Source organism: Brevundimonas faecalis, from assembly GCF_040549405.1.
Taxonomy (GTDB): domain Bacteria; phylum Pseudomonadota; class Alphaproteobacteria; order Caulobacterales; family Caulobacteraceae; genus Brevundimonas; species Brevundimonas faecalis.
This window is the reverse complement of sequence record NZ_JBEPTF010000005.1, coordinates 140,952-163,758: the sequence shown is the minus strand read 5'-3', so window position 1 is coordinate 163,758 and position 22,807 is coordinate 140,952. Positions and strand designations below refer to the sequence as shown.

Below are 22,807 nucleotides of genomic sequence, written 5' to 3'. Positions count from 1 at the left end.
GGAGACAGAACATGACCGAGCAAAGCCGCGCCAAGCGCCTCAAGGCCGCCAGCCATGACGTCCACGACGGCCTCGACCGGGCCATCATGGCCGCCGAGCCCTTCGCCGACCGGGAACGCTACATCCGCTTGCTGCGGGTACAGCACCTGTTTCATCGCGATCTCGCGGCCCTGTACGATGCGCCCGAGCTGGCCGCCCTGATCCCGGATCTGGCTCGCCGTCGCCGCGAGGCCGATGTCCTGGCCGACCTGACAGACCTGAACGCAGAACCGGCGCCGGCTGACGGCCCGCCTCGTTTCACGACAGGAGAAGCCGTCGATGTTCCGACGACCTTGGGTTGGCTCTATGTCGCCGAGGGGTCGAACCTGGGCGCCGCCTTCCTGCTGAAGGCGGCGGCGGCGCTGGACTTGTCCGAGACCTTCGGCGCCCGCCACCTCGCGGCCGCGCCGGAAGGCCGCGCCAACGCCTGGCGCGCCTTCACCGCCGCCCTCGACGCCCCCTCCTTCACGCACGAGGAAGAAGAAAGGGTGAACCAGGGCGCCAAGGACGCCTTCCGCCGCGTGCGCAGCCTTGTCGACGCCGCCTTCTATCCGAACGACGCCGCGGCATGACCATGGCGTTCGCGCGATCGTCGGGAATGTCGCCTGTCCTGCGTCCGCGGGAACGGGCGGCGGCGCGCCGTCGCCGACGCAACATCCTGGCGACGGCGGCGGCCCTGGCTCTGCATGCGGCGCCGACGCTCCTGCTGCTGCGATCAGTCCCGACGGTTCCTTCGGTGATCGAGCCCCGGGCGATAACGGTTGAGTTGATCCGCCTCGACGCCGCGCCGCCCCGGCCGCCGTCGGACCGCGCGCCGGGCGAGGAAAAGGTCCGCAGCGCCCAGACCCGCCCCGCCGCGCAGACGCCTCCTCGGCGCGTGGTGGTCGCAGCCGCGCCCGAAGCCCTGCCGGTTCAGCCCGTCCAGCCCCGCGCGGCGGAAGCGCCGTCGCCGCAACCGCCCGCCCCCGCCACGACCGCGCCGCCCGCACGACCCGCGCCCCCGGCCGCACAGGCATCGAACGCGCCGCAGGAATGGCGCGCGCGGCTTCTGGCGCATCTGGACCGGCACAAGCGCTATCCCGCCGTCGCCGAACGCCAGCGACAGGAAGGCGTGGTCCATATCCGCTTCACCATGAACCGCGAGGGCCGCGTCTTGGCGTCGTCCGTCACGCGCGGGTCCGGCCGTCCGATGCTGGATCGCGAGGCCCTGGCCATGCTTCAGCGCGCGCAACCCCTGCCGACGCCGCCGGCGGACGAACCGGGAGACGTCATCGAGATCGCGACCCACGTGGACTTCTTCACGCGGCGCTGACCCGCCGACGCCCTACTCCGTCCGCTCGAACTGCATGATCCAGTTGACTTCCCAGGTCAGGCCCCCGTCCGCGGAGAAGGCCTGCTCCCATCGGGCGCTGTCATGGGTGATCTCCGACCAGATGAAGCGAACCCGGATCGGGCGCCCCTCCAGTTCGTCGTCGCACAAGAAGACGCCGACCCCGTTCTCGAAGCGACCGAGAACCGGCGGCTCCAAGCCTGATGACCGGCCGTCGAACCACCAGATCGACCAGACTCCGCTGACCGGGTCCCGGCGCCGAAAGGCGGCCGCCCGATAGGGACCGTCCGGATCGTCCAGGAACTGATCCTCGACCGAACCTTCGCCGCCCATCAGCGTCCAGGCCGTGCATCTTCCCTCGAAGACGGCCCAGTCGGTCGATCCCGACAACCGCCCCCTCAGCTTGCGGTGCTTCACCCGCCACACGCCGACCTGAAAATCAAAGTCCGCCATCATCGCCTCCCGTTCTGGTTCGACGAGGTCTAACCCGGTAAATGTGACATCTATTGTCATCTTTGAAACGAGCGACAGGATTTGCGCGCCTCCCGCCTTCTCACCATCCTGATGACCCTGCAGTTGCAGGGGCGAACGACGGCGCAGGCCCTCGCCGATCGGCTCGAAGTGTCCCGCCGCACCATCTATCGCGACCTCGACGAACTGAGCGCCGCAGGCGTGCCCATCTACGCCGACCGGGGCCGCGCCGGCGGCGTCGCCCTGCTGGACGGTTTCCGGACGGAGTTGACGGGACTGACGATAGGCGAGACCGAAGCCCTGTTGCTCGCAGGCGTGCCGGCCGCCGCCGCAGACCTGGGTTTCGCGGGCGAGGCGTCGGCGGCGCGGATCAAGCTATTGGCCGCCCTGCCCCGCGATACGGCGACCGCCGCGCGGCGCGTGGCGGACCGATTCCATCTCGATCCCCTAGACTGGTATCGCCGTCCGGTCACGCCGGATCATCTGCAGACGGTCTCCAAATGCGTCTGGCAGGATCGCCGTCTGGAAATCCATTATCAAAGCTGGCGACGCCGCGGCTGGACCCGCATCGATCCGCTCGGCCTCGTGCTCAAGGCCGGACGCTGGTATCTGATGGCGCGCGCCGGACTGAAAATTCGCGCCTATCGACTTGAAAACCTTATTGAAGCTCGACCGTTGGACGAGACCTTCGAACGTCCCGAGCCGTTCGACCTGGCTTCGGCCTGGCGCATCTCCGTTCAAACCTTCGAAGCCGAGCGTCTGCGCCTCCCCGCCGTTCTGCGCGCGGCCCCCTCAGCGTTCGACCGACTCAGTCACATTGATCAAGCCATGGCCGAGGCCCTGCTGACCGCTCCTGTCGAAGCGGACGGCCGACGGCGCGCGCAAGTGATGATCGAAAGCATCGAGCGCGCCGCCGACCTGTTGATCGGCTTCGCCGACGAGATCGAGGTGGTCGCGCCCGAGGATTTGCGCGAGGCCCTCAGGCGACGCGCCCGTACGATCCTTCAGATGTACGGCTGACTGCAGCAGGCCGTCAGCCCGCCGCATCCTTCCAGTAGACGTCGATGGTTTCGCCCCGATCCACCACCTGCACCGGATAGAGGGCGCTCATCGCCTCCATGAAGCCTTCCGGTCGACCCGCCTTGAAGACGCCGCTGACGCTGAGCGTTCTCAAGCGTTCGTCGCGCAGTCGGATCGGGTGGCGATTGTAGCGGTTCAGTTCGGCCACGGCGGCCGCCAGGCTCTCATCGTTGAACTCGATCAATCCCTCGCGCCAGGCCGGAGCCGCGGACGTCGCCCGCGTCGCCACCACGGCCTTGCGTCCCGGCCGCGCCGTCAGGGTTTCCCCCGGCTCCAGCACCATGCGTTTTGGAGCGGCGTCGGCCGCCGTCTTCAACGGATCGACCACGATCGATCCTTCCAGCAGGGTCGTGCTGAAGGCGTGCGGGTCCACCCGGACCTCGAACCGGGTTCCCAGGGCCGTCACCCGGCGTCCGCCGCCTTCGACGGAGAAGGGCCGCGACGGGTCATGCGCCACGTCGAAATAGGCCTGGCCCCTATCCATCCGCACCTCGCGTCGGTCGCCGCGATAGCGGACGGCCAGGCGGCTGTCGGTGTTCAGCGTCAGCGAGGTCCCATCGGCCAGGACGATGTCCAGCCTTTCCCCGATATCCGTGGCGTAGCGGGTTTCTCCCGCCATCCAGGCGGCGACGCCCGGCCCGTCGACGGCGACGACGCCCAGGCCGATCGACAGGACAAGGGCGGCCGCGATCGCGGCGACCTGGGCCATGGGCGGACGCCGTTTGGGGCGACGGCCCGCCAGAACGGATATGCGCAGGGCCTGCACCGTCGGGTCCAGAGCGACCTGATCGACCGCCTCCCAGGCCTCGCAGACGCGGGCGTAGGCGGCGCGGTTGGCTTCGGAGTTCGACAACCAGGCGTCGAAGGCCGCCTCCTCCGCCACAGTGACGTCGTCACCGTCCAGGCGCACCAGCCAGTGCGCCGCCGCCTCGGCGGGCGTCATGCCTTCCAGCGTCCGATCATTCCTACATCGCATCATTCGCGGCCCATCCGTTCCGCCAGGTGCAGCACCGCGCGCCGCATGTCCTTCTCCACCGAGCTCAGCGACAGGCCCAGGCGTCGTGCGATGTCCTGATACTTCATCCCTTCGACCCGCCGCAGGATGAAGACCGCGCGCGGCCGCTCCGGCAACTCCAGCAGGGCCGCCATGACCCGCTGCAGGCGCTCGCGCCCCAGCAGGATGCGGTCCGCCGTGAAATCCCCTGTGGCGGGCTGATCGGCCGACAGGACGCCGTGATCGTCCGCCTGACGGCTGCGACGGCGACGAACCCAGTCGGTCAGGACGCTGCTGGCCGTTTCGAAGACATAGGCGCGGACCGCCTCCATCTCCACGACCTCGCACCGGCGCACCAGCCGCGCCAGCACCTCCTGCACTAGGTCCTCCACCTCCTCCGACTGGCGCACGCGCCGCGAGAAGTAGCGCAACAAAGCTGGACGGAACTCCTCGGCCAGGGCGGTCAGGGTGTAGCCGGCGCGCGCGGAATCGAGGGTCGCCATGCACGCCTCCTCGCTCCGTTCGCATTCCGCCATGATCCTGTCCTTAGCCACAGGCTTCAGGGTCGCATCAACCGGGATATGAGGAATTCCATCCTCAGAGCCATCAGATCGGGTCGCGCCAGAGGATCGCTGACGCCGTGACCGCCCTGCTCGTCCTCGATCAGGAAGACCTGACCGCCCGCCTGCGACAGCCGCCAGGCCAGCTTGCGCGCATGGGCCGGCCCCACCCGATTGTCGGTCGTCGAGACCGAGATCAGGACCGGCGGATAGCGACCGTCCGCCCGCACGTTGTGCACTGGGGAATAGGCCGACAGGGCCGCATGGATCGTCGAATCGGCGGGGTCGCCGTACTCATCCTTCCACGCCGCGCCCATGGCGATGCGGTCATAGCGCAGCATGTCCGCCAGGGGCGCGTCGCTGACCGCCGCCCCATACAGGTCCGGCCTCTGCACGGCGACCACGGCCGACAGCAGGCCCCCGTTGGAGGTCCCGAACACCCCCAGGCGGTCCGGACGGGTGAACCCGCTGCTCACCAGGTCCTCGGACACCGCGATGAAGTCGTCATAGGAGGTCTGGCGACGTTCGCGCAGGGCGGCGCGATGCCAGTCCTGTCCCTTTTCGCCGCCGCCCCGGACGGCGGCTACGGCCAAAGCCCCACCGCGGTCGAACCACAGCTTCAGCGCCTCGCCGCCGAAAGACCGCCCTAGGTAGGCCGGCGGCAAGGTCAGCCCGAAGGCGCCGTAGCCGGTGATCAGCGTCGGCGTATTCGCCGAAGCCGCGCGCGGACGCACCAGATAGTAGTCGACCATGGTCCCGTCGCGCGAACGCGCCGTACGGATGTCCACCTGGAAGGCCGAGGCGTTGAAGACTTCTCGCGCCGCTTCCAGCCGCACCCGACGATCGCCGGACGCCAGATCCAGAGCCGTCGGCTGCAGGAAGCCCGCGCGTCGCAGGACGACGTCCTCGCCGGCCGCGTCTGCGGACGTCACCGACAGATCGACGCCCGCGTCGGCAGACTCGAAGGGCGCGACGTTCCAGCCCGCCGGGCCGTGCCGCGCCGCCATGACGGTGACGGCCAGGTTCGACTGCACCGGGAAGAAGACGCGCGACCGCGTCGCCCGGAACCCGCCGTAGGAGGAGACCACCTGCCCCGCCGCCGGTTCATAGACCAGTTGCAACCGCGCCGCCTCAGGCGTGGCCGGATCGAAATCATAGGCGACCAGACTTTCAGCGGCGACGCGGCGGCCGCCGATCTCGGCCGGTTCGGACAGTTGGAAGACCATGTGCCGGTCCGTGCCGCCCAAGGGCCCGAAGGGCTTGAGGCTGCGCGGCAGGGGCAGCTTGGTCACGGTCCCGGCACCGTCGACGGCGAAGACCTCGAAGGTCGAATAGTCGATGACCCGCGTCATCAGGACGCGCGGCGCCGATCCGACCCGGGTGAACTGGAAAGTGGCGTCGCCGGACGGAGCGGTGAAGATCACTGGCGCCTCGGCCAGGGCCTGCCCGCGCCGCCACAGACGGGCCGTCGCCGCCCAACCCGCCGCCGTGCGCGGATCGTCGCCGCTCGCATGGGCGATCAGGACAGTGTCGGCGTCGATCCAGGCCGACTGCACCCGCCCGGCCGGCGCCGCGAAGCCGTCCTGAACGAAGCGCCCTGTCTCCAGATCGAACTCGCGCAGCATCAGTTCGTCGCCGCCGCCGTCGGAGAAACCCAGCAGGCAGAATCGGTTCTCGGGCGGCAGGCAGGTCGAACCATAGCCCCAGTTCAACGTATAGGGTCGGCCTTCCTGGGCGGCGAAGGCCGCCACGTCCAGCACCGTCTTCCATTCGCCCAGGGCGCCGTCCGGGCGTCGTTCCGCCACCTGAAGACGACCCTTGGGAAAGTCGGGGTCGCGCTTCAACCGAACCGCGCGCGGCCCCAGCAGGGCGATGTCCGTCACCGGCGACGACGCCGTCAGGGCGGACTTCAGTTCCTCCAGCACGCCGCCATAGCCAGGCTCGGCCGACAGGGTCGCGCGAGCAGCGGCGGTCTGTTCTCGGGCCCAGGCCAGGGCGCGCTCGCCCTCGGCCGGTTCCAGCCATTCCAGGTCGTCGCCCGCGGGCCCGCCTTCGACAGCCAGTGCGGGCGCCGCGGAGATCAGGGCGAGCGCCGACGCCGCGGCCGCCGCCAGGAAGCGACGGCGGATCATTTCGGCGCCTCGGCCGGCGGGGTGACGGACAGCAGACGGATGCGGAAGATCAGCACCGCGTCCGGCGGGATCGGCCCCACGCCCCGCGCGCCATAGGCCAGCTCGGGCGGCAGGGTCAGCAGCCACTCGTCGCCCGGCCGCATCAGACGCAGCGCCGATACCCAGCCGGGGATCAGACCGCGCAGCGGGAAGGTCACGGGCTCCTTTTCGAACGAGCTGTCGAACACCTCGCCGCTGACCAGACGCCCCTCGTAGTGGACCGTGATCTGGTCCGACATCTTCGGATGCGGCCCATCGACCGGACCCGAGGCCAGGATTTCGTAGTGAAGCCCCGGCATGACCACCACGCCCGCCTTGGCCGCATGGGTCGTCAGATAATCCGGCTCGGCCTGGGCGCCGGCGGCGCCCGCCGACAAGGCCAGGCCCAGGAGCGCCGCCCCGGCGATCGTCTGCATTCGCGAAAACATCGGCTCTCTCCGCTCAGAAATCATAGGTGACGCGAACGCCGATGGTGCGCGGCCGCACATAGTGGTGACGCAGGACGCCGCCGCTCATCTGGGACACGGTCACGCCGCGCGCGTCCGTCAGGTTCTCGACATAGGCTTCCAGTCGCGCGTCGTTCAGCGTCACGCTGCCGCGCAGATCGAACAGGTTGTAGTCCCCTTGACGCAGCGTCCCTTGGAGGTTGCTCGGCGCGTCGGAGATATAGCGATGCGAGGCGATCAGCATCGGTTCGACCGCCGCATCCCCTCGCCAGGTCAGGGTGTTCGACAACCGCCAACGCGAGGCGCCGGGCAGCATGGCGCCCTTGACCACGCCCTGCGCGGGCAGGGCCTCGCTCAGTTCCGCGTCCAGATAGCCGACGGTGGAACTGACGGCGAAGCTGGGCGTCGGTCGCCAGGTCACGGCCAGATCCACGCCCAGATTGCGCGCCGATCCCACGTTGTCGGCGTAGGCCAGGTTGTCCCCACGCACGATCAGCAACTGGATGTCGCTCCAGTCGATGTAATAGAGGGTGGCGTCGACCAGCCAGCGCCGGTCCGGGGTCGAGGCGCGAACCCCGACCTCGTAGTTGATCAGGGAATCGGAGTCGAAGGACGACGGCGACGGATAGGCCGGATTGGGCGCGATGGCGTTGGGGCCGCCGAACCGGAAGCCCTTCGACACCAGACCATAGACCATCAGGTCGTCGCTCGGCTCATAGCGCAGCGAGATCTTGGGGTTGAAGCCCTGCTCGGAGGCGTCGGCCGCGGCCGGACGAGCGTTCGGCGATCCCGTGGACAGCAGGGTCGCCAGACCGGATTGACGGCTGCGGTGATCGATCGCGGTGTCGAAGAAGCGGCCGCCCGCCGTCAGGGTCCAACTGGGCGCGAAACGCCAGCTGGCCTCGCCGAACACCGCCTTCTCCTGGCCGTTCACCCGCAGGAAGTAGTCGTTGAACCGATCGTTCGGCGCCGCCTTCTGGCCCACGCCCGCGCCATGACTGCCGGCGTACAGGCTTTCGATCAGGGCCGCCGCGCCGGCGAACTCGGCATAGCTGGGCATGTCGATCCGGCTGTCGAAATAGCTGGCGCCGACCAGCCATTCAAAGTCGCCGTCGCCGCTGGACGTCAATCGCGCCTCGATCAGATCGCCCTTGGATGCTCGCTCGGCGATCAGGGGAATCTGTGTCGGAATGCGGTTGAACAGGCCGCCGAAGGTGTTGGTGAAGTCGGTGACGTTATGCGTGGACTTCTCGCTATGGGCGCCCTGAACCGTCAGCGACGCCCAGCCTAGGTCGATGTCCCCGCGCAGGCTGTGGATCTCGGTCGTCGACCGGAAAGGCTCCAGCAAGCGGGTCGAGCGCTGCAGGTCCGGCAAGGTCGAGAAGGCCGTGAAGGCGTCGTCGTTCTCGCTCTCGAAATAGAGGCTCAAGGCGGAGATCGAGACGGCGTCGGTCGGCTTCCATTCGACCGACAGACGCCCGCCGAAAGTCTCCATGCTGTTGGAATCGCGCGTGTTGACGCCGATGTTGTCGATATAGCCGGCCCGTTCGCGATAGGTCGCGACGGCGCGCACCGCCAGCCGGTCCTGGATCAACGGCAGGTTGATCATGCCCTTGACCTGATAGCCGGGGTCGGCCGCGCCCGCCGTGCCCGCGACGCCGGCCTCAATCCGCCCCGCCCTGTCGCCGGTGTCCGCGCGGGCAGCGATATAGTTGATCGCGCCGCCCAGGGCCGCCGATCCGAACAGGGTCCCCTGCGGTCCGCGCAGCACCTCGACCCGCTGCACGTCGAAGGTGTCGACGTCGGGGATGCCCGCGCTGTTGAACGGATCAGCCAGGGGAATGTCGTTGATGTAGACGCCGGTCGAAGCCTGCCCCACGTCGATCGAGGTGGTGGTCGAGACCCCGCGCACGGAGATGGACGAATAGCCCGGCATGGCGTCATTGAACTGAATGCCCGGAACCCGCGTCAGATAGTCGGCGAAGCTCTGAGCGCCCAGTTCATCCAGCTGCCGCCCGGACATGGCGCTGACGGAGCCGGCGACGGAGCGCAGATCTTCCTCGCGCTTGCGCGCCGTGACGACGATGGTGTCGACCTCATAGGCGCTGCGTTGCACCTCGGGATCAACTGGCGCGGCCTCGATGATGACGGTGCCGCGAGGCGTGCGGCGCACCACGACGCCCGGCGTCTCTCGCAGCAGGGCCTGAAGGGCCGCCTGGGCGTCATGCGCGCCCTTGATCGCCGGCGCGCGCCGCCCGCGCGTCACCTCAGGCGTGACGGCGATCTCCACCCCGGCCTGGCGCGCATAGTCCAGCAAGGCCGTCGCCAACGGCTGCGCCTCGATATTGAACTCGATCTTGCGTCCGTCCTGAGCCACGGCCGCGCCGTGCAGAGCCAGGGCCGCGACCGAAGCCGCCAGCACGCCACGAACAGAACGGCGCGCCGCCGGAACACTGAAACCCATCATGACCGCCCCTTGGATCTTCGAGGCGTCCCCCGCCCCTACGCTCCCCAGAACGCAGCCATGTTCAGAACCCGTAATAAAAAATCGACGCGAGAAATCGCCGCGCCCGAATTACGGATCGCCTGACCCCGCGAGTTCGCTGACGACGTCTGTCAGATCGCCAGCATGCTCCGGTCCAGTTCGGCGATGGACTTGCCGCCCGTCAGGGTCATCGCGACGCGCATTTCCTGCTCGAACAGGTCCAGAAGGCGAGCGACGCCCGCCTCTCCTTCCGCCGCCAGGGCGTAGACGAAGGCGCGCCCCAACATGACCGCGTCGGCGCCCGATGCGATGGCCCGAACCACGTCGAGACCGTTGCGGACGCCGGAATCGACCAGGATGCGGATGTCGCCCTTCACCGCGTCGGCGATGGCGGGCAAGGCCCGGGCCGAGGACAGGACGCCGTCCAGTTGGCGCCCTCCGTGGTTGGACACCACGATGCCGTCAGCGCCGAAGCTGACCGCATCGCGCGCGTCCTGCGGATCGAGAACGCCCTTGATCACCATGGGACCGTCCCAGAAGTCGCGGATCCATTGCAGGTCCTTCCACGAGATCGAAGGATCGAAATTGGCGCCCAGCCAGCCGATATAGTCAGCCAGCCCCGTCGGCTTGCCCAGATAGGCCGAGACATTGCCCAGGTCGTGCGGCCGCCCTCGCAGCCCCACGTCCCAGGCCCAGGCCGGACGGGTCACGGCCTGCAGCATCCGGCGGATCGCTGCGTTCGGTCCGCTCATCCCTGAGTGAGCGTCGCGGTAGCGGGCGCCGGGCGTCGGCATGTCGACCGTGAACACCAACGTCTTCACGCCCGCAGCCTTGGCCCGCTCCAGCGCGTTCCTCATGAAGCCCCGGTCGCGCAGGACGTAGAGCTGGAACCACATGGGCCTGTCGATAGCGGGCGCGACCTCCTCGATCGGGCAGACCGAGACCGTGGACAGGGTGAAGGGCACGCCGCGCGACGCGGCGGCCTTCGCCGCCTGCACCTCGCCCCTGCGCGCATACATGCCGGTCAGGCCGACCGGCGCCAGGACGATGGGCAGACGCAGGGTCTCGTCGAACAAGCGCGTCTCGAGGCTGAGACGGCTCATGTCCTGCAAGACGCGCTGTCTCAGCGCGACCGCCTGCCAGTCCTCGACGTTCCGACGCAGCGTCTGCTCCGCATAGGCGCCGCCGTCGATATAGTGGAACAGAAAGGGCGGCAGCCTGCGCCGCGCCGCCTCGCGATAGTCGCCGGGCGAGGAAATGATCATGGCCGCGCCTATTGGAAGTTGGCGAAGGCGCCGCCGTCGACCAGCAGGGCCGCGCCGGACATGTAGCCCGCCATGTCCGAGGCCAGGAAGGCGACGACCGAGGCGATGTCCTCCGGCCGACCCAGGCGACCCAAGGGTATGCGGCCCTCCATGTATTCGCGCTTCTTCGGATCGGCGAGGTCGTCCTTGTTGATGTCGGTGGCGATCGTGCCGGGGAGGACCGAGTTGCAACGGATTCCATGCCGGCCCAGGGCCACGGCGCAGGACTGCATCAGACTGTGCACCCCCGCCTTGGTCGGGGTGTAGTGGGTCTGCATCTCGCCGCCGACCAGGGCCGAGATGGAACTGATGGCGACGATGGCCCCGCCCTCGCCCTGCTTCACCATCTGATTGGCGGCCGCCTGCACCATGAAATAGGCCCCGTGGAGATTGATCTCCATCGTGCGGCGCAGGGTCTCGACCGGCATGTCGAGGAAGGCGTGGAAAGGACAAACGCCTGCATTGGAGACGAAGACGTCCACGCGCCCGAACGCCTGCGTCGCCGCCTGGACGAAGCCCGTCGCGCTTTCGGGCAGAGCGACGTCGGCGTCGAACACGACGGCTCGTCGCCCCAGGGCCTCGATTTCTGCGACCACCTCGGCGGCGGCGGCTTCGTCCCGGAAGGTGTTGACGGCGACGTCCGCGCCCTGGCGCGCCGCCTCGACGGCCGTCGCCCTTCCTATGCCCCTCGACGCGCCCGTGACCAGGACGACCTTGTTCTCAAGCAGCATGGGGGCTCCGGCGTTTCCGTTGGGGATCAGGACTTGGGCGACCAGCCGAGGTCCGCGCTGATGGCGTCGGCGGCGGCGGCGACGGTCTTGGTCAGTTCCGACATGCGGGCGTCGGACATGTACTGGGCGGCGGAGGACACGCTGATCGCCGCGATGATGCGCCCGTCCACCCCGCGGATCGGGGCGGCGACGCAACGAATCTGATCCTCGTTCTCTTCCAGGTCGAAAGCGTAGCCGTTCCGCGCATAGCCGCGCATCCGCTCCAGCCAGACCGTGCGCGCTGCGGAATCATAAGCCGCGCCTTCAGGGGCGTAGAAGTCGATCCACTCCGGCTCCGTCTTGTCGAGGATCAGGGCCTTGCCCAGTCCCGTGGAGGCGATCGGGTGCCGCTCGCCCAGGCGCGAGCCGATGTTGATGCGACGACGGCCCGGCACCTTGTCCAGATAAAGGGCGTAGCGACCGTCCAGCACGCCCAGATGAACCGTGTCGTCCGTCTGGACCGAGAGCTGCTCCAGCCAGGGACGCGCAATGCGCGGCAGATGCATCTGCTGACTGGCGGCATGACCCAGTTCCAGCAGCTTGGGCCCCAGGCTGTAACCCTCGCGCGGACGGAAGGACAGCAGGCGCCGCTCGACCAGGGCCGAGGCCAGGCGGTGGGTGGTGCTGCGCGTCAGGTCCAGGCGTTCCGACAGTTCAGCCAGAGGCAAGGAGCCGTCGATCAGGGCGTCGATGACGTCCAGGCCGCGCAACAGGGTCTGGCTGCCGGACGCCTTGGCGCCGCCCTCCTCATCCCTGTCGACCTGCGCGGTCTTGATTGACGCCGTTCGTCCCATTTCGTAATCCTTATTCTCAGAATGTAGCAAAACGTGCAAGACGTTCGGCTAAACATGATTGAGCTTGGCGTGTTACGGGGAGGAAAGCCAGTGAAATCCCGCATGATGGGAATTGCTTGCCAAATGGCGGTGATATCTCGATGAGCCGTCTTCCCAGGATCAAGCATGTCCGCGCCTTCGTCGTTAAGAACGACGGGACTGGAGGCGGCGCCGACTATCACGACCAAGGCGACGGCCACTGGATCGACGACCACATCGCCACGCCGATGGCGAAGTATCCGGAATACCGCCAGAGCCGCCGCAGCTTCGGCATCAACGTGCTGGGCACCTTGGTCGTCGAGATCGAGGCCGAGAACGGCGCGGTCGGCTTCGCCGTGACCACCGGCGGCGAGCCCGCCGCCTATATCGTCGAGAAGCACCTGGCCCGCTTCCTGGAAGGCCGCGATCCGTCCGAGGTCGAGAAGATCTGGGATCAGATGTACTTCTCGACCCAGTATTACGGCCGCAAGGGTCTGGTGGTGAACGCCATCTCCGGCGTCGACCTGGCGCTATGGGACCTGCTGGGCCGCCTGCGTCAGGAGCCGGTCTTCGCCATGCTAGGCGGCCCGGTGCGCGACGAACTGACCTTCTACGCCACCGGCGCGCGCCCGGATAAGGCGAAGGAACTGGGCTTCATCGGCGGCAAGGCGCCCCTGCATCACGGCCCGGCCGAGGGTGAGGAAGGCCTGCGCAAGAATCTGGCCGAGCTTGAGGCCATGCGCAACGCCTGCGGCGACGACTTCTGGCTGATGTTCGACTGCTGGATGGCGCTCGACCTCAACTACGCTGTCCGCCTGGCCCATGAAGCCCACAAGCTGGGCCTGAAGTGGATCGAGGAAGCCCTCAGCCCCGACGACTACTGGGGCTATCAAGCGCTGAAGAAGAACGCGCCCAAGGGCATGCTGGTCACCACCGGCGAGCATGAGGCCACCCGCTGGGGCTTCCGCATGCTGCTGGAAATGGAATGCTGCGACATCATCCAGCCCGACGTGGGCTGGTGCGGCGGCGTCACCGAGTTGATCAAGATCTCCGCCATGGCCGACGCCAAGGGGGTGCTGATGATCCCGCACGGGTCGAGCGTCTATTCCTACCACTTCGTCGTGACCCGCCATAACAGCCCGTTCGCGGAGTTCCTGATGATGGCCCCCGGCGCCGACGAGGTCGTGCCCATGTTCCATCCGCAACTGATCGGCGAACCCGTTCCCGTGAACGGCAAGCTGAAGGTTCCCGACACCCCCGGCTTCGGCGTCGAGCTGAACCGCGACATCGCCCTGCACCGCCCTTACGCGCGTTAAGAGACGAGTTCCCTCCCCATGAAACTCCTGCGTTACGGCCCCAAAGGCCAGGAAAAGCCCGGCACGCTCGATGTCGAAGGCCGCATCCGCGACTTGTCGGGCGTCGTCGCCGACATCACGCCCGACCAACTGTGGGGCGAAGGCCTCGCCGCGCTGAAGGCCGTCGATCCCGCGACCCTGCCCCTGGTCGAGGGCCAGCCCCGCTACGGCGTGCCGGTCAAGGGCGTGCGCAAGTTCATCGCCATCGGCCTGAACTTCGCCGACCACGCGGCCGAGTCCAACCTGCCGATCCCGGCCGAGCCCGTGGTCTTCACCAAGGCCGTCTCCTGCCTGACGGGCCCGAACGACGACGTGGTCATCCCTCGCGGGTCGGAAAAGACCGACTGGGAAGTCGAACTCGGCATCGTCATCGGCCGGCGCGCCTCCTACGTCGAACAGGCCGACGCCCTGGATCACGTCGCCGGCTATGTCCTGATCAACGACGTGTCCGAGCGCGCCTTCCAGACCGAGCGCGGCGGCACCTGGGACAAAGGCAAAGGCTGCGACACCTTCGGTCCGGTCGGCCCCTGGATCGTCACCACGGATGAAGTCGGCGACGTCCAGACCCTGGACATGTGGCTGGACCTCAACGGCAAGCGCATGCAGATCGGCAACACCCGGACCATGATCTTCGGCGTGGCCGAGATCGTCGCCTACGTCAGCCAGTTCATGACCTTAGAGCCCGGCGACCTGATCACCACCGGCACTCCGCCCGGCGTCGGCCTGGGCCAGAAGCCAGAGCCCTTCTACCTCAAGGCCGGCGACGTCATGGAGCTGGGCATTGAGAAGCTGGGCAGCCAGCGCCAGTCGGTCGTCGCCTGGTCGAAGGATCTGGTCGCATGAGCGCCTGGCAGGGCCGTTTCACCGGCCGCACCGCCATCGTCACCGGCGGCGCCTCGGGCCTGGGCAAGGCTTCGGCGGCCCGCATCGTCGCCGAGGGCGGAAAGGTCGTTCTGTGGGACCTGAACGCTGATGCGTTGAAGGCCGCAGCCGAGGAAGTCGGGGCCGTCGCCACGGTGGCGCTGGACGTCGCCGACCCGGACGCGGTCGCCGCGGCCGCCGCCGAGTCGCACCAGGCCCTGGGCGGCCGCATCGACATCCTGGTCGCCTCGGCCGGCATCACCGGCGCCACCGTGCCGGTGCACGAGTTCCCGCTCGACAGCTGGAAACGGGTCGTCGACATCAATCTGAACGGCGTCTTCTACTGCTGCCGTGCGGTCACGCCATATATGCTAGACAAGGGCTACGGCCGCATCGTCAACGTGGCCTCGGTCGCGGGCAAGGAGGGCAACCCCAACGCCTCCGCCTATTCGGCGTCCAAGGCCGGCGTGATCGGTTTCACCAAGTCCCTGGGCAAGGAACTGGCGGGCAAGGGCGTCATCGCCAACAGTCTGACCCCCGCCACCTTCGAAAGCCCGATCCTGGAACAGCTGCCCCAGAGCCAGGTCGACTACATGCGCTCCAAGATCCCCATGGGCCGGCTGGGCGAGGTCGAGGAAAGCGCCGCCATGGTCTGCTTCATGGCGTCCGAGGAGTGCAGCTTCACCACCGCATCGACGTTCGACACGTCGGGCGGCCGCACCACCTACTAGGGGACGCTGCAGGTGGGCCGCGACCTTCGCATCGTCGATCCGCATGTCCACCTGTGGGACCTGTCGCGCGCCCGCTACGGCTGGCTGCAGGACAATCCCCTGCCGAACAATCCGGCGGGGGACATGTCCCCCATCGCGCACCAAGACTATCTGCTGAAAGACTATCTGGCCGACACGGCGAACTGGCGCGTGGACAAGATCGTCCACGTCGAGGCCGGTCAGCCGCGCGGCGCGCAGCTGGCCGAGACCGACTGGCTTCAGGCCATGGCTGACGGCCACAGCTATCCGCACGGCGTCGTCGCCGGCGCCGACCTGACCGATCCTGACCTGGACGCCCTGCTGGAGGCCCACGCCGCTCGCCCCAATGTGCGGGGCGTGCGCCAGATCGTCTGCTGGCACGCCGATCCGTTGAAGACCTACAACCCCGCCGACCCTCTGCTGGACCCCGTATGGCGCGCAGGCTTCGCCAGCCTGGCCCGCCACGGCCTGTCGTTCGATCTTCAACTCTATCCGTCGCAGATGGCGAGCGCGGTCGAGCTGGCTGACGCCCATCCCGACATTCCCCTGATCATCAACCACGCCGGCCTGCCGACCGACCGCGATGCACAGGGCATGGCGGTCTGGCGCGCCGGGCTGAAGGCTCTGGCCGAACGGCCGCAGGTATCGATCAAGGTTTCCGGCCTCGGCATCACGGACCGCGCCTGGACCCTGCACTCCATCCAGCCGATCGTGCTGCAATGCATCGAGGCCTTCGGCACGCAGCGCGCCATGTTCGCCAGCGACTTCCCGGTCGAGCGGGTCCACGGGACCTTCGACGCCTTCTATTCCGCCTTCGACGCCATCACGCGCCATTTCAGCGCCGAAGAACGCGACCGCCTGTTCGCCGCCAATGCAGAGGCGATCTACCGAATCTGACCCATCCCGCCGAGCTCGCATCAAGACGGAGCCGGTCCCGAGGAAGCCCGAAAGGACGACATGAGCATCGAAACCGACGCCGCCCCCACGCCCGGGAGTCTCGCCTTCCCCGCCACCGGCAACCTGCGCGGCCCGCTGGCCTTCGCCATCGGCTGCTTCCTGATCTGGGGGTTGGCCTATGGCCTGCTGGACGTGCTGAACAAGCATTTCCAGGAGACGCTGAGCATCAGCCAGGCGGATAGTTCCTGGCTGCAGATCGCCTATTTCGGCGCCTATCTGCTGCTCAGCCTGCCGGCCGGCGCCCTGCTGCATGCGCGGGGATACAAGTTCGGCATCGTCTCGGGCCTGTCCCTGACGGCGGTCGGCGCCCTGCTCTTCATCCCCGCCGCCGCCGCAGGAAGCTTCCTGCCCTTCGTCGGCTCCATGTTCGTCCTGGCGGCGGGTCTCTGCGTGCTGGAAACCTCGGCCGACACCTATGTCAACGTCCTGGGCGACCCGGCCAAGGCGGCGCAGCGCCTGAACCTGGCCCAGTCGTTCAACGCCCTGGGCGTCTTCATCGGCCCGATGATCGGCGGCGCCGTCTTCTTCAGTCCGGCCACGACCGAGGCCCTGGGCGGCGCCACCCGCTCGATCCAGATCGTCTACGGCCTGATCGCGGTCGCGGTTCTGATCTTCGCCGCCGTCGTCTGGCGCGCCCGCCTGCCCGAAACCGGCCTGTCGGATCACGGCGAATCCGTCTGGGACGACAGCCAGGCCCGCCCCCTGTCTCGGCAACCCCACTTCATCGCCGGCGTCGTGACCCAGGCCCTCTATATCGGCGCACAGGTCGGCATAGGCGCCTACTTCATCAACCTCGTGACCCACAACTGGCAGGGCCTGACCTCGCAGCAGGGCGCCTTCATGCTGTCCCTGGCGGCTGTCGGCTATCTGGTCGGGCGCTTCGCCGCCACGGCCCTCCTGCTGCGCGTCGCGCCCCGCAAGCTGCTGACGGTCTACGGCCTGATCAACGTCGCCCTGACGCTGGTTGTGGTCGCCGGCGTCGATAAGCTGTCCCCCATCGCCCTGATCGCCGTCTTCTTCTTCATGTCGACCATGTTCGCCACCATCTTCGCCCTGGGCACCACGGGCCTGGGCGCGAACGCCAAGAAAGCCTCCTCCCTCATGGTCATGGCCATCGGCGGCGGCGTCCTGCTGCCCTGGCCCATGGGCAGGATCGCGGACCTCTACGGCGCCAACTACGCCTTCATTCTGCCCGCCCTCTGCTTCGCCGTGGTCGCCTGGTACGGCTGGAAGGGTTCAACCCTGGGACAGGCGAAAACAGCCGCCTAGACGCCCCGCCTTCATCGGCACGTCAAAAAGCCCGGGCGTCCGCGACGCCCGGGCTTTCTCATGCTCCCCGCCCTGTTCAATCAGCGCAGTTCGAAGGTCGTGTGCAGTTCCGCGCGGGAATCCCCACCGATCCAGACATCGAACGCGCCCGGATCGACCACCCAGGCGCGCTCCGCGCCGCTCCAGTATTTCAGCTCCGCCTCGCCCAGGGTGAAGGTCAGGGTGCGGCGCTCGCCAGGGGCCAGGGCGACACGCTGAAAACCCTTCAGTTCGCGGACCGGGCGGGTCGCCCGCCCCGCTCGCTGGTGGATATAGAGCTGAACCGTCTCATCGCCCGCCCGTGCACCCGTATTGGCGACCACGACGGACACCGCGACCCTGCCGTCGACGCCGACGACAGCGCGATCCACCGCAATGTCCGAAAACTGGAAGTCGGTGTAGCTGAGCCCGTATCCGAACGGATAAAGCGGCGTCGACGCCTCGTCCCAATAGCGCGTACCCATTGTCGCCGGGTCCTTGGTCCTGTTGTGGGCGTAGTAGAGCGGGATCTGACCCGCGTCGCGCGGCCAGGTGATCGGCAGCTTGCCGCCGGGATTCACGTCGCCGTACAGCACATTGGCGACCGCCGCCCCGCCTTCGGAGCCTGGATGCCAAGCCTCCAGTATCGCCGGGACCTGGGTCGAGGCCTTGCGGATATCCAGAGGACGGCCGTTGACCATCACCATGACCACCGGCTTGCCCAGGGCGGTCACGGCGTCGATGAGCCTCTGCTGTTCGCCCGGCAGGGACAGGGAGACGCGCGAGGCCTGTTCGCCGCTCATGTAGAAGTCTTCGCCGATCGTCAGGATGATGAGGTCCGACCGCCGGGCCAGTTCCAGAGCGCGGGCGTACTCGGCCTCCGCCCTGGCGGCGTCCCAACGCGGCGGCATGGGCCGCATGATCGCGAACATGGAGGTCGTGCCCCGCCGCAGTTGCAGACCCGGCGCGGTCTCGACCTGAGCCGCCCCCTCCAGCTTGGCCTTCACGCCCTTGAAGATGGTGACTGTGTCTTCGGGCTTATCGGCGAAGGACCATGGCCCGACGGTGTCGAGGGGCGAGTCCGCCATGGGGCCGATCACCGCGACCCGCTGATGCGCGCCGCGCCGCAACGGCAAAACGCCGTCCCTGTTCTGCAGCAGCACCATGGCCTGTTCCGCCGCCTGACGCGCCAGGACCCGATGATCGGGTGTTTGAAGAACGGCTTCCGTCTGTGACGCGTCGACATAGGGGTTTTCGAACAACCCCATCCTGAACTTGGCGATCAGGATGCGGCGCACGGCGCGATCCAGGACCGCCTCCTCCAGCTTCCCGTCGCGAACGGCGGCGACCAGGTTGTCATAGGCCCCCGTCCCCATCGCCATCTCCATGTCGTTGCCGGCGCGGATCGAGCGCACGGCGGCGTCAGTGGCGTCCGTCGTGAAATGCTGCGGGATCAGGCTGCGCACCGCATTGGCGTCCGAGACGACGAAGCCGTCGAAGCCGAGCTCCTCGCGCAGCAGGCCGTTCAGCAGACGGTCGTTGGCCACGGCCGGCACGTCGTTCAGCTCCATGTAGGCGCTCATGACATTGGCCGCGCCGGCGTCAATGGCCGCGATGAAGGGCGGCAGATAGAGGTTGTAGAGCTGGGTGTCGGACAGGTTGACGCTGTCGTAGTCGCGCCCGCCCTCCGACGCGCCATACCCCAGGAAATGTTTGGGTCCGGCCAGGACGCGGCCCGGTTCGCCGATCCGCTCGCCCTGGAAACCGCGCACCTGGGCGCGCGCCAGGATCGAGGCCAGGTAGGGATCCTCGCCCGGACCTTCGACGATCCGGCCCCATCGCGGATCACGCGTCAGGTCCAGCATGGGGGCGAAAGTCCAGTGGATTCCAGCCGCCCGCGCCTCTCGCGCCGCCACGCCCTGGGACTGCTCCACCAGGTCCGGATTCCAGGTCGCGGCCATGGCCAGGGGAACCGGGAAGACGGTGCGGAAGCCGTGGATCACGTCGTACCCGAACAGCAGGGGGATCCCCAGCCGGGTCTCCTCCACCGCCATCCTCTGCAGGCGATTGACCACCGCCGGGTCGCGCACGAACAGCAGGGCCCCCAGTTGGCCCGCCTTCACCCGCGCCTCGACCGGCGCCGCGCTGCCCAGGACGAACTGCTGACTGACCTGGCCCGCCTTCTCCTCCAGCGTCATGCGCGCGATCAGGGCGTCGGCGCGCGCTTCAGGCGATGCGTTCGCCGCGGCGACGGGAACCGCCGCCGACGTCGAGCCGGCGGCGACCGGGGTTCCAGCCAGGGCGGCGACGGCCGCGCCGACCAGGAGACGTTTCAGAAGTTGCGGTCGCATCATGCGCGCCCCTTAAAAAAACGGCCGGTGCGGACGCTGATCCGCACCGGCCAGTCAGCAAGCGGGCGGCCCGAAAGAGCCGCACAGCTCAGGAGGTCAGAAGGTCTTGCGAACGCCGATCGAGATCATGCGTCCCAGGGTGGAGCCGTTCGCCGTGCCGCCGGCCGCATTGTAGAAGGGCGGCTCCTCGTCGAAGAGGTTGTCGACGTTCAGGGTCACGGACATGTCGCTGAAGGCGCCGCCCAGCCCCAGGTCGTAGGCGCCGAACAGGTTGACGGTGGTGAAGCTGCCGATCTTGGTCTGGCCGACCACATTGGTCACGTCGGCGGACGAACTGTGGTTGATCGTCAACTCGCCCAGGACAGGACCGAAGACCACACCCGCCGATCCGACCAGGGAATAGCGGCTGGCGCCGTTGTCGAACTCGTCCGTCTTGGGCGCTCCGGCGATGGCGCGGCTTTCACGGTTCAGGTTGTAGGTCCCTGCCAGACCGACGCGCCACAGACCGAACGAAGCCGGGCGCATGTACTCCAGATTGAAGTCCAGACCGTCGACATCCAGCGTGCCCAGGTTGTTGCGGCGCGCGTCGATAAGGACGGCCGGCGTCAGGAAGCCCGAATAGAGCGAGGCGATGCTTGGCGCGCCGTCCACGGCCATGCCCGTCGTCAGAGCCGTCGCCTGGGCCAGGGTCGGGTTCAGCACATAGAAGGGCTTGTAGGCGGGATCGGCGTAGAAGGGCGCGCCGCGCAGGAAGGGCGCCAGGCCGATGGCGTCCTCGAAGGCCACGTTGAAATAGGTCAGGCTGGCGCTGAAGCCTTCCAGCGCGCCTTCCGGCCGCCAGTCGACGCCCAGGGACCAGGTGTCCGCCGTCTCCGGCTTCAGCTTGGCGTTGCCGCCGGCCAGGATCATGGTCGGGCGGAACAGGTCGGTGACGGGCGCACCGGCCGGCAGCCACGGGCTGGCGTTGATCACCTGAACCCGCGTGTCCACGCCGTCGCCCATGTCCGACAGGCTGGGCGCATGGAAGGAGGTGCCCCAGTTGCCGCGCAGGGTCAGGCTGGAGGTCGGCCGGTAGTTGAAGCCGATCTTCGGATTGGTGGTGTCGCCCACGTCGCTGTAGTTGTCGTAGCGAACCGAGGCCGACAGGTCGAACGAGCCATAGGCCGGGCTGTCGAACACGGGCGCCAGGACCTCGGCGAAGACCGAGGTCACGTCGCGCTTGGCGGAGGCGCGGGTCAGGTTCAGTGCGGACGGAGCCCCGGTCCCCTGCTGAGCCTTGATGGTTTCCTCGTGATACTCGGCGCCGACGGCCAGTTTCACATTCCCGGCCGGCAGGGCGAACAGGCTGCCGTCGGCGACGGCGCGCGCTTCGCGGATCTCCTGCGTCGAATGACCATAGCTCTGGAAGTCTATGATTTTCCGAAGAACATCCGCATTGGTCGCGCCGACGTTATAGGGGTTGAGCGCAGTCGCGGCGGACGTCCCGGCCAGGGCCGCAGCCTCGGCCGCCGTATTGATCTGCCAGGTGCGGACCAGATTGGTGCTGCGTCCCCAGTTGAGCGAACCCTTCAGGCGCCAGTCGTCGTTGATCTGATAGGTCAGCGACGGCGTCACCCCGGCCGAGGTGAAGCGGCTGGTGTTCTTCGGCGCCGATCCGCCCCAGGCGTCGGCGTAGTTGAAGGTGACGTTGTGGCCCATTTCCGTCCCGATCGGACGGAAATAGGGGTTCATGATGGTGATCAGTCCGCCGCCGCGAATGCCCGTCCCTTCCGCCGACGACATGCCGCGACGACCGGTCTCCCGCTGCGAGTAGTAGGCCGTGGCGTCGAAGGCCAGACGATCGCTCAGATCATGAGAGACCGTGGCGAACAGGCTGTGGCGCTTCTCTTCCGGATAGAAGTCGATGGCCTTGGATTCGTCGCACAGATTGGTCCCCGGCGTGCGTCCCGGCAGCACGTAGTCGACGCCCGGCAGCAGGGGCGAAAGCGGGTTCGGCGTGGTGATGGTCCCAGGCGAGCAGGCCTTGGAGCGGAAGTCGCTCCCTCCCCGCGCGCGCAGGTCCTGGGTGAAGTAGTCGCGATCCGTCCCGGCGATATTGCTGTGCTCGGCATAGGCGTAGGAGATGACGGCCGATCCCCCGTTCCAGGTCCTGCCCGCCGTCAGGTTCAGGTCGAACTGGTCATAGCCGTCGGCGAAGCCGTACCGTCCGGTCGCCTCGATTCCATTGAACGACTTGCGCGTGATGAAGTTGACCACGCCGCCGATGGCGTCCGAGCCATAGATGGACGAACCGCCGTCGGGGATGACCTCGACGCGTTCCAGAACGCCGGGCGGGATGACGGAAGGGTCGGGCGAAGTCTGCAGGATGCCCGCCCCGACCATGCGGTTGCCGTTCAGCAGCACCAGGGTGGTCGAACCGCCCGAAGCGCCCAGGTTGCGGATGTTCGGGCGGTTGATCGGCAGGGCGATCGTGCCGCCGGGCTGGGGCGCGCTGTTGAAGGCGTTGGAGATCTGGGGAATGCGCGCCAGCAGGTCGTTGGACGAGGCCGCGCCGGTGGCGACCACGTCCTCGCGCCCCATGCTGACGACATTGGTGCCCGTCGGCGCCACGCCGCGCAGCAGGGTGCCGGTCACGACCACGTCGTCGACCTGGGTCGTCGACTCAGGTTCCGCGCCCGCGCTCGCCGGACGGGTCTGGGCAGCCGCCCCGTGGGCCGCCGCCATGCTGAGCACGACCAGAGCGGTGGTCGCCGACAGCTTTGCATTCAAGGATGCGTTTCGCATT

General features: G+C 67.9%; 19 protein-coding genes. 8 read left to right on the top strand and 11 right to left on the bottom strand.

From position 1 onward, the window contains the following. Positions 1-11: 11 nt before the first annotated feature. Complete coding sequence (locus ABIE19_RS15990; protein WP_354090225.1) at positions 12-611, top strand: biliverdin-producing heme oxygenase; 600 nt, start codon at positions 12-14, stop codon at positions 609-611. A gap of 26 nt (positions 612-637) precedes the next feature. After that, complete coding sequence (locus ABIE19_RS15985) at positions 638-1,351, top strand: energy transducer TonB (RefSeq protein WP_354090224.1); 714 nt, start codon at positions 638-640, stop codon at positions 1,349-1,351. Positions 1,352-1,363: 12 nt separating this feature from the next. Here the strand turns inward: ABIE19_RS15985 and ABIE19_RS15980 are convergent, their stop codons facing one another. After that, positions 1,364-1,822, bottom strand: coding sequence for a DUF1579 domain-containing protein (locus tag ABIE19_RS15980; protein ID WP_354090223.1), 459 nt, complete (start codon positions 1,820-1,822; stop codon positions 1,364-1,366). An 81-nt stretch (positions 1,823-1,903) separates the two neighbouring features. Between ABIE19_RS15980 and ABIE19_RS15975 the strand changes: the two genes are divergently transcribed. Next, a complete protein-coding gene (locus tag ABIE19_RS15975) occupies positions 1,904-2,860 on the top strand; it encodes a helix-turn-helix transcriptional regulator (protein WP_354090222.1) in 957 nt (318 codons plus the stop codon). Positions 2,861-2,873: 13 nt separating this feature from the next. Here the strand turns inward: ABIE19_RS15975 and ABIE19_RS15970 are convergent, their stop codons facing one another. The 8 genes from ABIE19_RS15970 to ABIE19_RS15935 all read right to left on the bottom strand — a co-directional run bounded on the left by ABIE19_RS15970 (position 2,874) and on the right by ABIE19_RS15935 (position 12,444). Next, on the bottom strand, positions 2,874-3,899 hold the full coding sequence (locus ABIE19_RS15970) for a FecR family protein (RefSeq protein ID WP_354090221.1): 1,026 nt from the start codon (positions 3,897-3,899) through the stop codon (positions 2,874-2,876). Next, positions 3,896-4,417, bottom strand: coding sequence for an RNA polymerase sigma factor (locus tag ABIE19_RS15965; RefSeq protein ID WP_354090220.1), 522 nt, complete (start codon positions 4,415-4,417; stop codon positions 3,896-3,898). Before ABIE19_RS15965 ends, ABIE19_RS15970 begins: the two co-directional genes overlap by 4 nt. A 56-nt stretch (positions 4,418-4,473) precedes the next feature. Further along, positions 4,474-6,606, bottom strand: a complete 2,133-nt coding sequence (locus tag ABIE19_RS15960; protein ID WP_354090219.1) for a prolyl oligopeptidase family serine peptidase — start codon at positions 6,604-6,606, stop codon at positions 4,474-4,476. Then, entirely contained in the window at positions 6,603-7,061 is a 459-nt protein-coding gene (locus tag ABIE19_RS15955) for an FKBP-type peptidyl-prolyl cis-trans isomerase (RefSeq protein ID WP_354090218.1), read from the bottom strand. Before ABIE19_RS15955 ends, ABIE19_RS15960 begins: the two co-directional genes overlap by 4 nt. A 25-nt stretch (positions 7,062-7,086) precedes the next feature. Further along, positions 7,087-9,558, bottom strand: a complete 2,472-nt coding sequence (locus ABIE19_RS15950; protein ID WP_354090217.1) for a TonB-dependent receptor — start codon at positions 9,556-9,558, stop codon at positions 7,087-7,089. A 149-nt stretch (positions 9,559-9,707) separates the two neighbouring features. Then, positions 9,708-10,841 (bottom strand): FMN-dependent L-lactate dehydrogenase LldD, encoded by a 1,134-nt coding sequence (lldD, locus tag ABIE19_RS15945; RefSeq protein WP_354090216.1) that lies wholly within the window; start codon positions 10,839-10,841, stop codon positions 9,708-9,710. Positions 10,842-10,849: 8 nt separating this feature from the next. Next, complete coding sequence (gene lra1, locus ABIE19_RS15940; RefSeq protein ID WP_354090215.1) at positions 10,850-11,611, bottom strand: L-rhamnose 1-dehydrogenase Lra1; 762 nt, start codon at positions 11,609-11,611, stop codon at positions 10,850-10,852. 26 nt (positions 11,612-11,637) lie between these two features. After that, positions 11,638-12,444: an IclR family transcriptional regulator gene (locus ABIE19_RS15935; protein WP_354090214.1), complete on the bottom strand. Its 807-nt coding sequence runs from the start codon at positions 12,442-12,444 to the stop codon at positions 11,638-11,640. A 140-nt stretch (positions 12,445-12,584) separates the two neighbouring features. On the opposite strand from ABIE19_RS15935, the gene rhmD reads away from it, so the two are divergent. Genes rhmD through ABIE19_RS15910 form a run of 5 tightly spaced genes read left to right on the top strand, consistent with a single transcriptional unit; the run spans position 12,585 to position 17,653 of the window. Next, a complete protein-coding gene (rhmD, locus tag ABIE19_RS15930) occupies positions 12,585-13,778 on the top strand; it encodes an L-rhamnonate dehydratase (protein ID WP_354090213.1) in 1,194 nt (397 codons plus the stop codon). Between the two features lie 18 nt (positions 13,779-13,796). Then, a complete protein-coding gene (locus tag ABIE19_RS15925; protein ID WP_354090212.1) occupies positions 13,797-14,660 on the top strand; it encodes a 2,4-didehydro-3-deoxy-L-rhamnonate hydrolase in 864 nt (287 codons plus the stop codon). After that, positions 14,657-15,409 (top strand): SDR family NAD(P)-dependent oxidoreductase, encoded by a 753-nt coding sequence (locus ABIE19_RS15920; RefSeq protein ID WP_354090211.1) that lies wholly within the window; start codon positions 14,657-14,659, stop codon positions 15,407-15,409. Before ABIE19_RS15925 ends, ABIE19_RS15920 begins: the two co-directional genes overlap by 4 nt. A gap of 12 nt (positions 15,410-15,421) precedes the next feature. After that, positions 15,422-16,324 (top strand): amidohydrolase family protein, encoded by a 903-nt coding sequence (locus tag ABIE19_RS15915; RefSeq protein WP_354090210.1) that lies wholly within the window; start codon positions 15,422-15,424, stop codon positions 16,322-16,324. A gap of 60 nt (positions 16,325-16,384) precedes the next feature. Further along, a complete protein-coding gene (locus tag ABIE19_RS15910) occupies positions 16,385-17,653 on the top strand; it encodes a sugar MFS transporter (protein WP_354090209.1) in 1,269 nt (422 codons plus the stop codon). A gap of 80 nt (positions 17,654-17,733) precedes the next feature. Here the strand turns inward: ABIE19_RS15910 and bglX are convergent, their stop codons facing one another. Together bglX and ABIE19_RS15900 are read right to left on the bottom strand one after the other, a co-directional pair. Continuing rightward, positions 17,734-20,025: a beta-glucosidase BglX gene (bglX, locus tag ABIE19_RS15905; protein WP_354090208.1), complete on the bottom strand. Its 2,292-nt coding sequence runs from the start codon at positions 20,023-20,025 to the stop codon at positions 17,734-17,736. Positions 20,026-20,118: 93 nt separating this feature from the next. Beyond that, positions 20,119-22,806: a TonB-dependent receptor domain-containing protein gene (locus tag ABIE19_RS15900; protein WP_354090207.1), complete on the bottom strand. Its 2,688-nt coding sequence runs from the start codon at positions 22,804-22,806 to the stop codon at positions 20,119-20,121. Position 22,807: the final 1 nt, after the last annotated feature.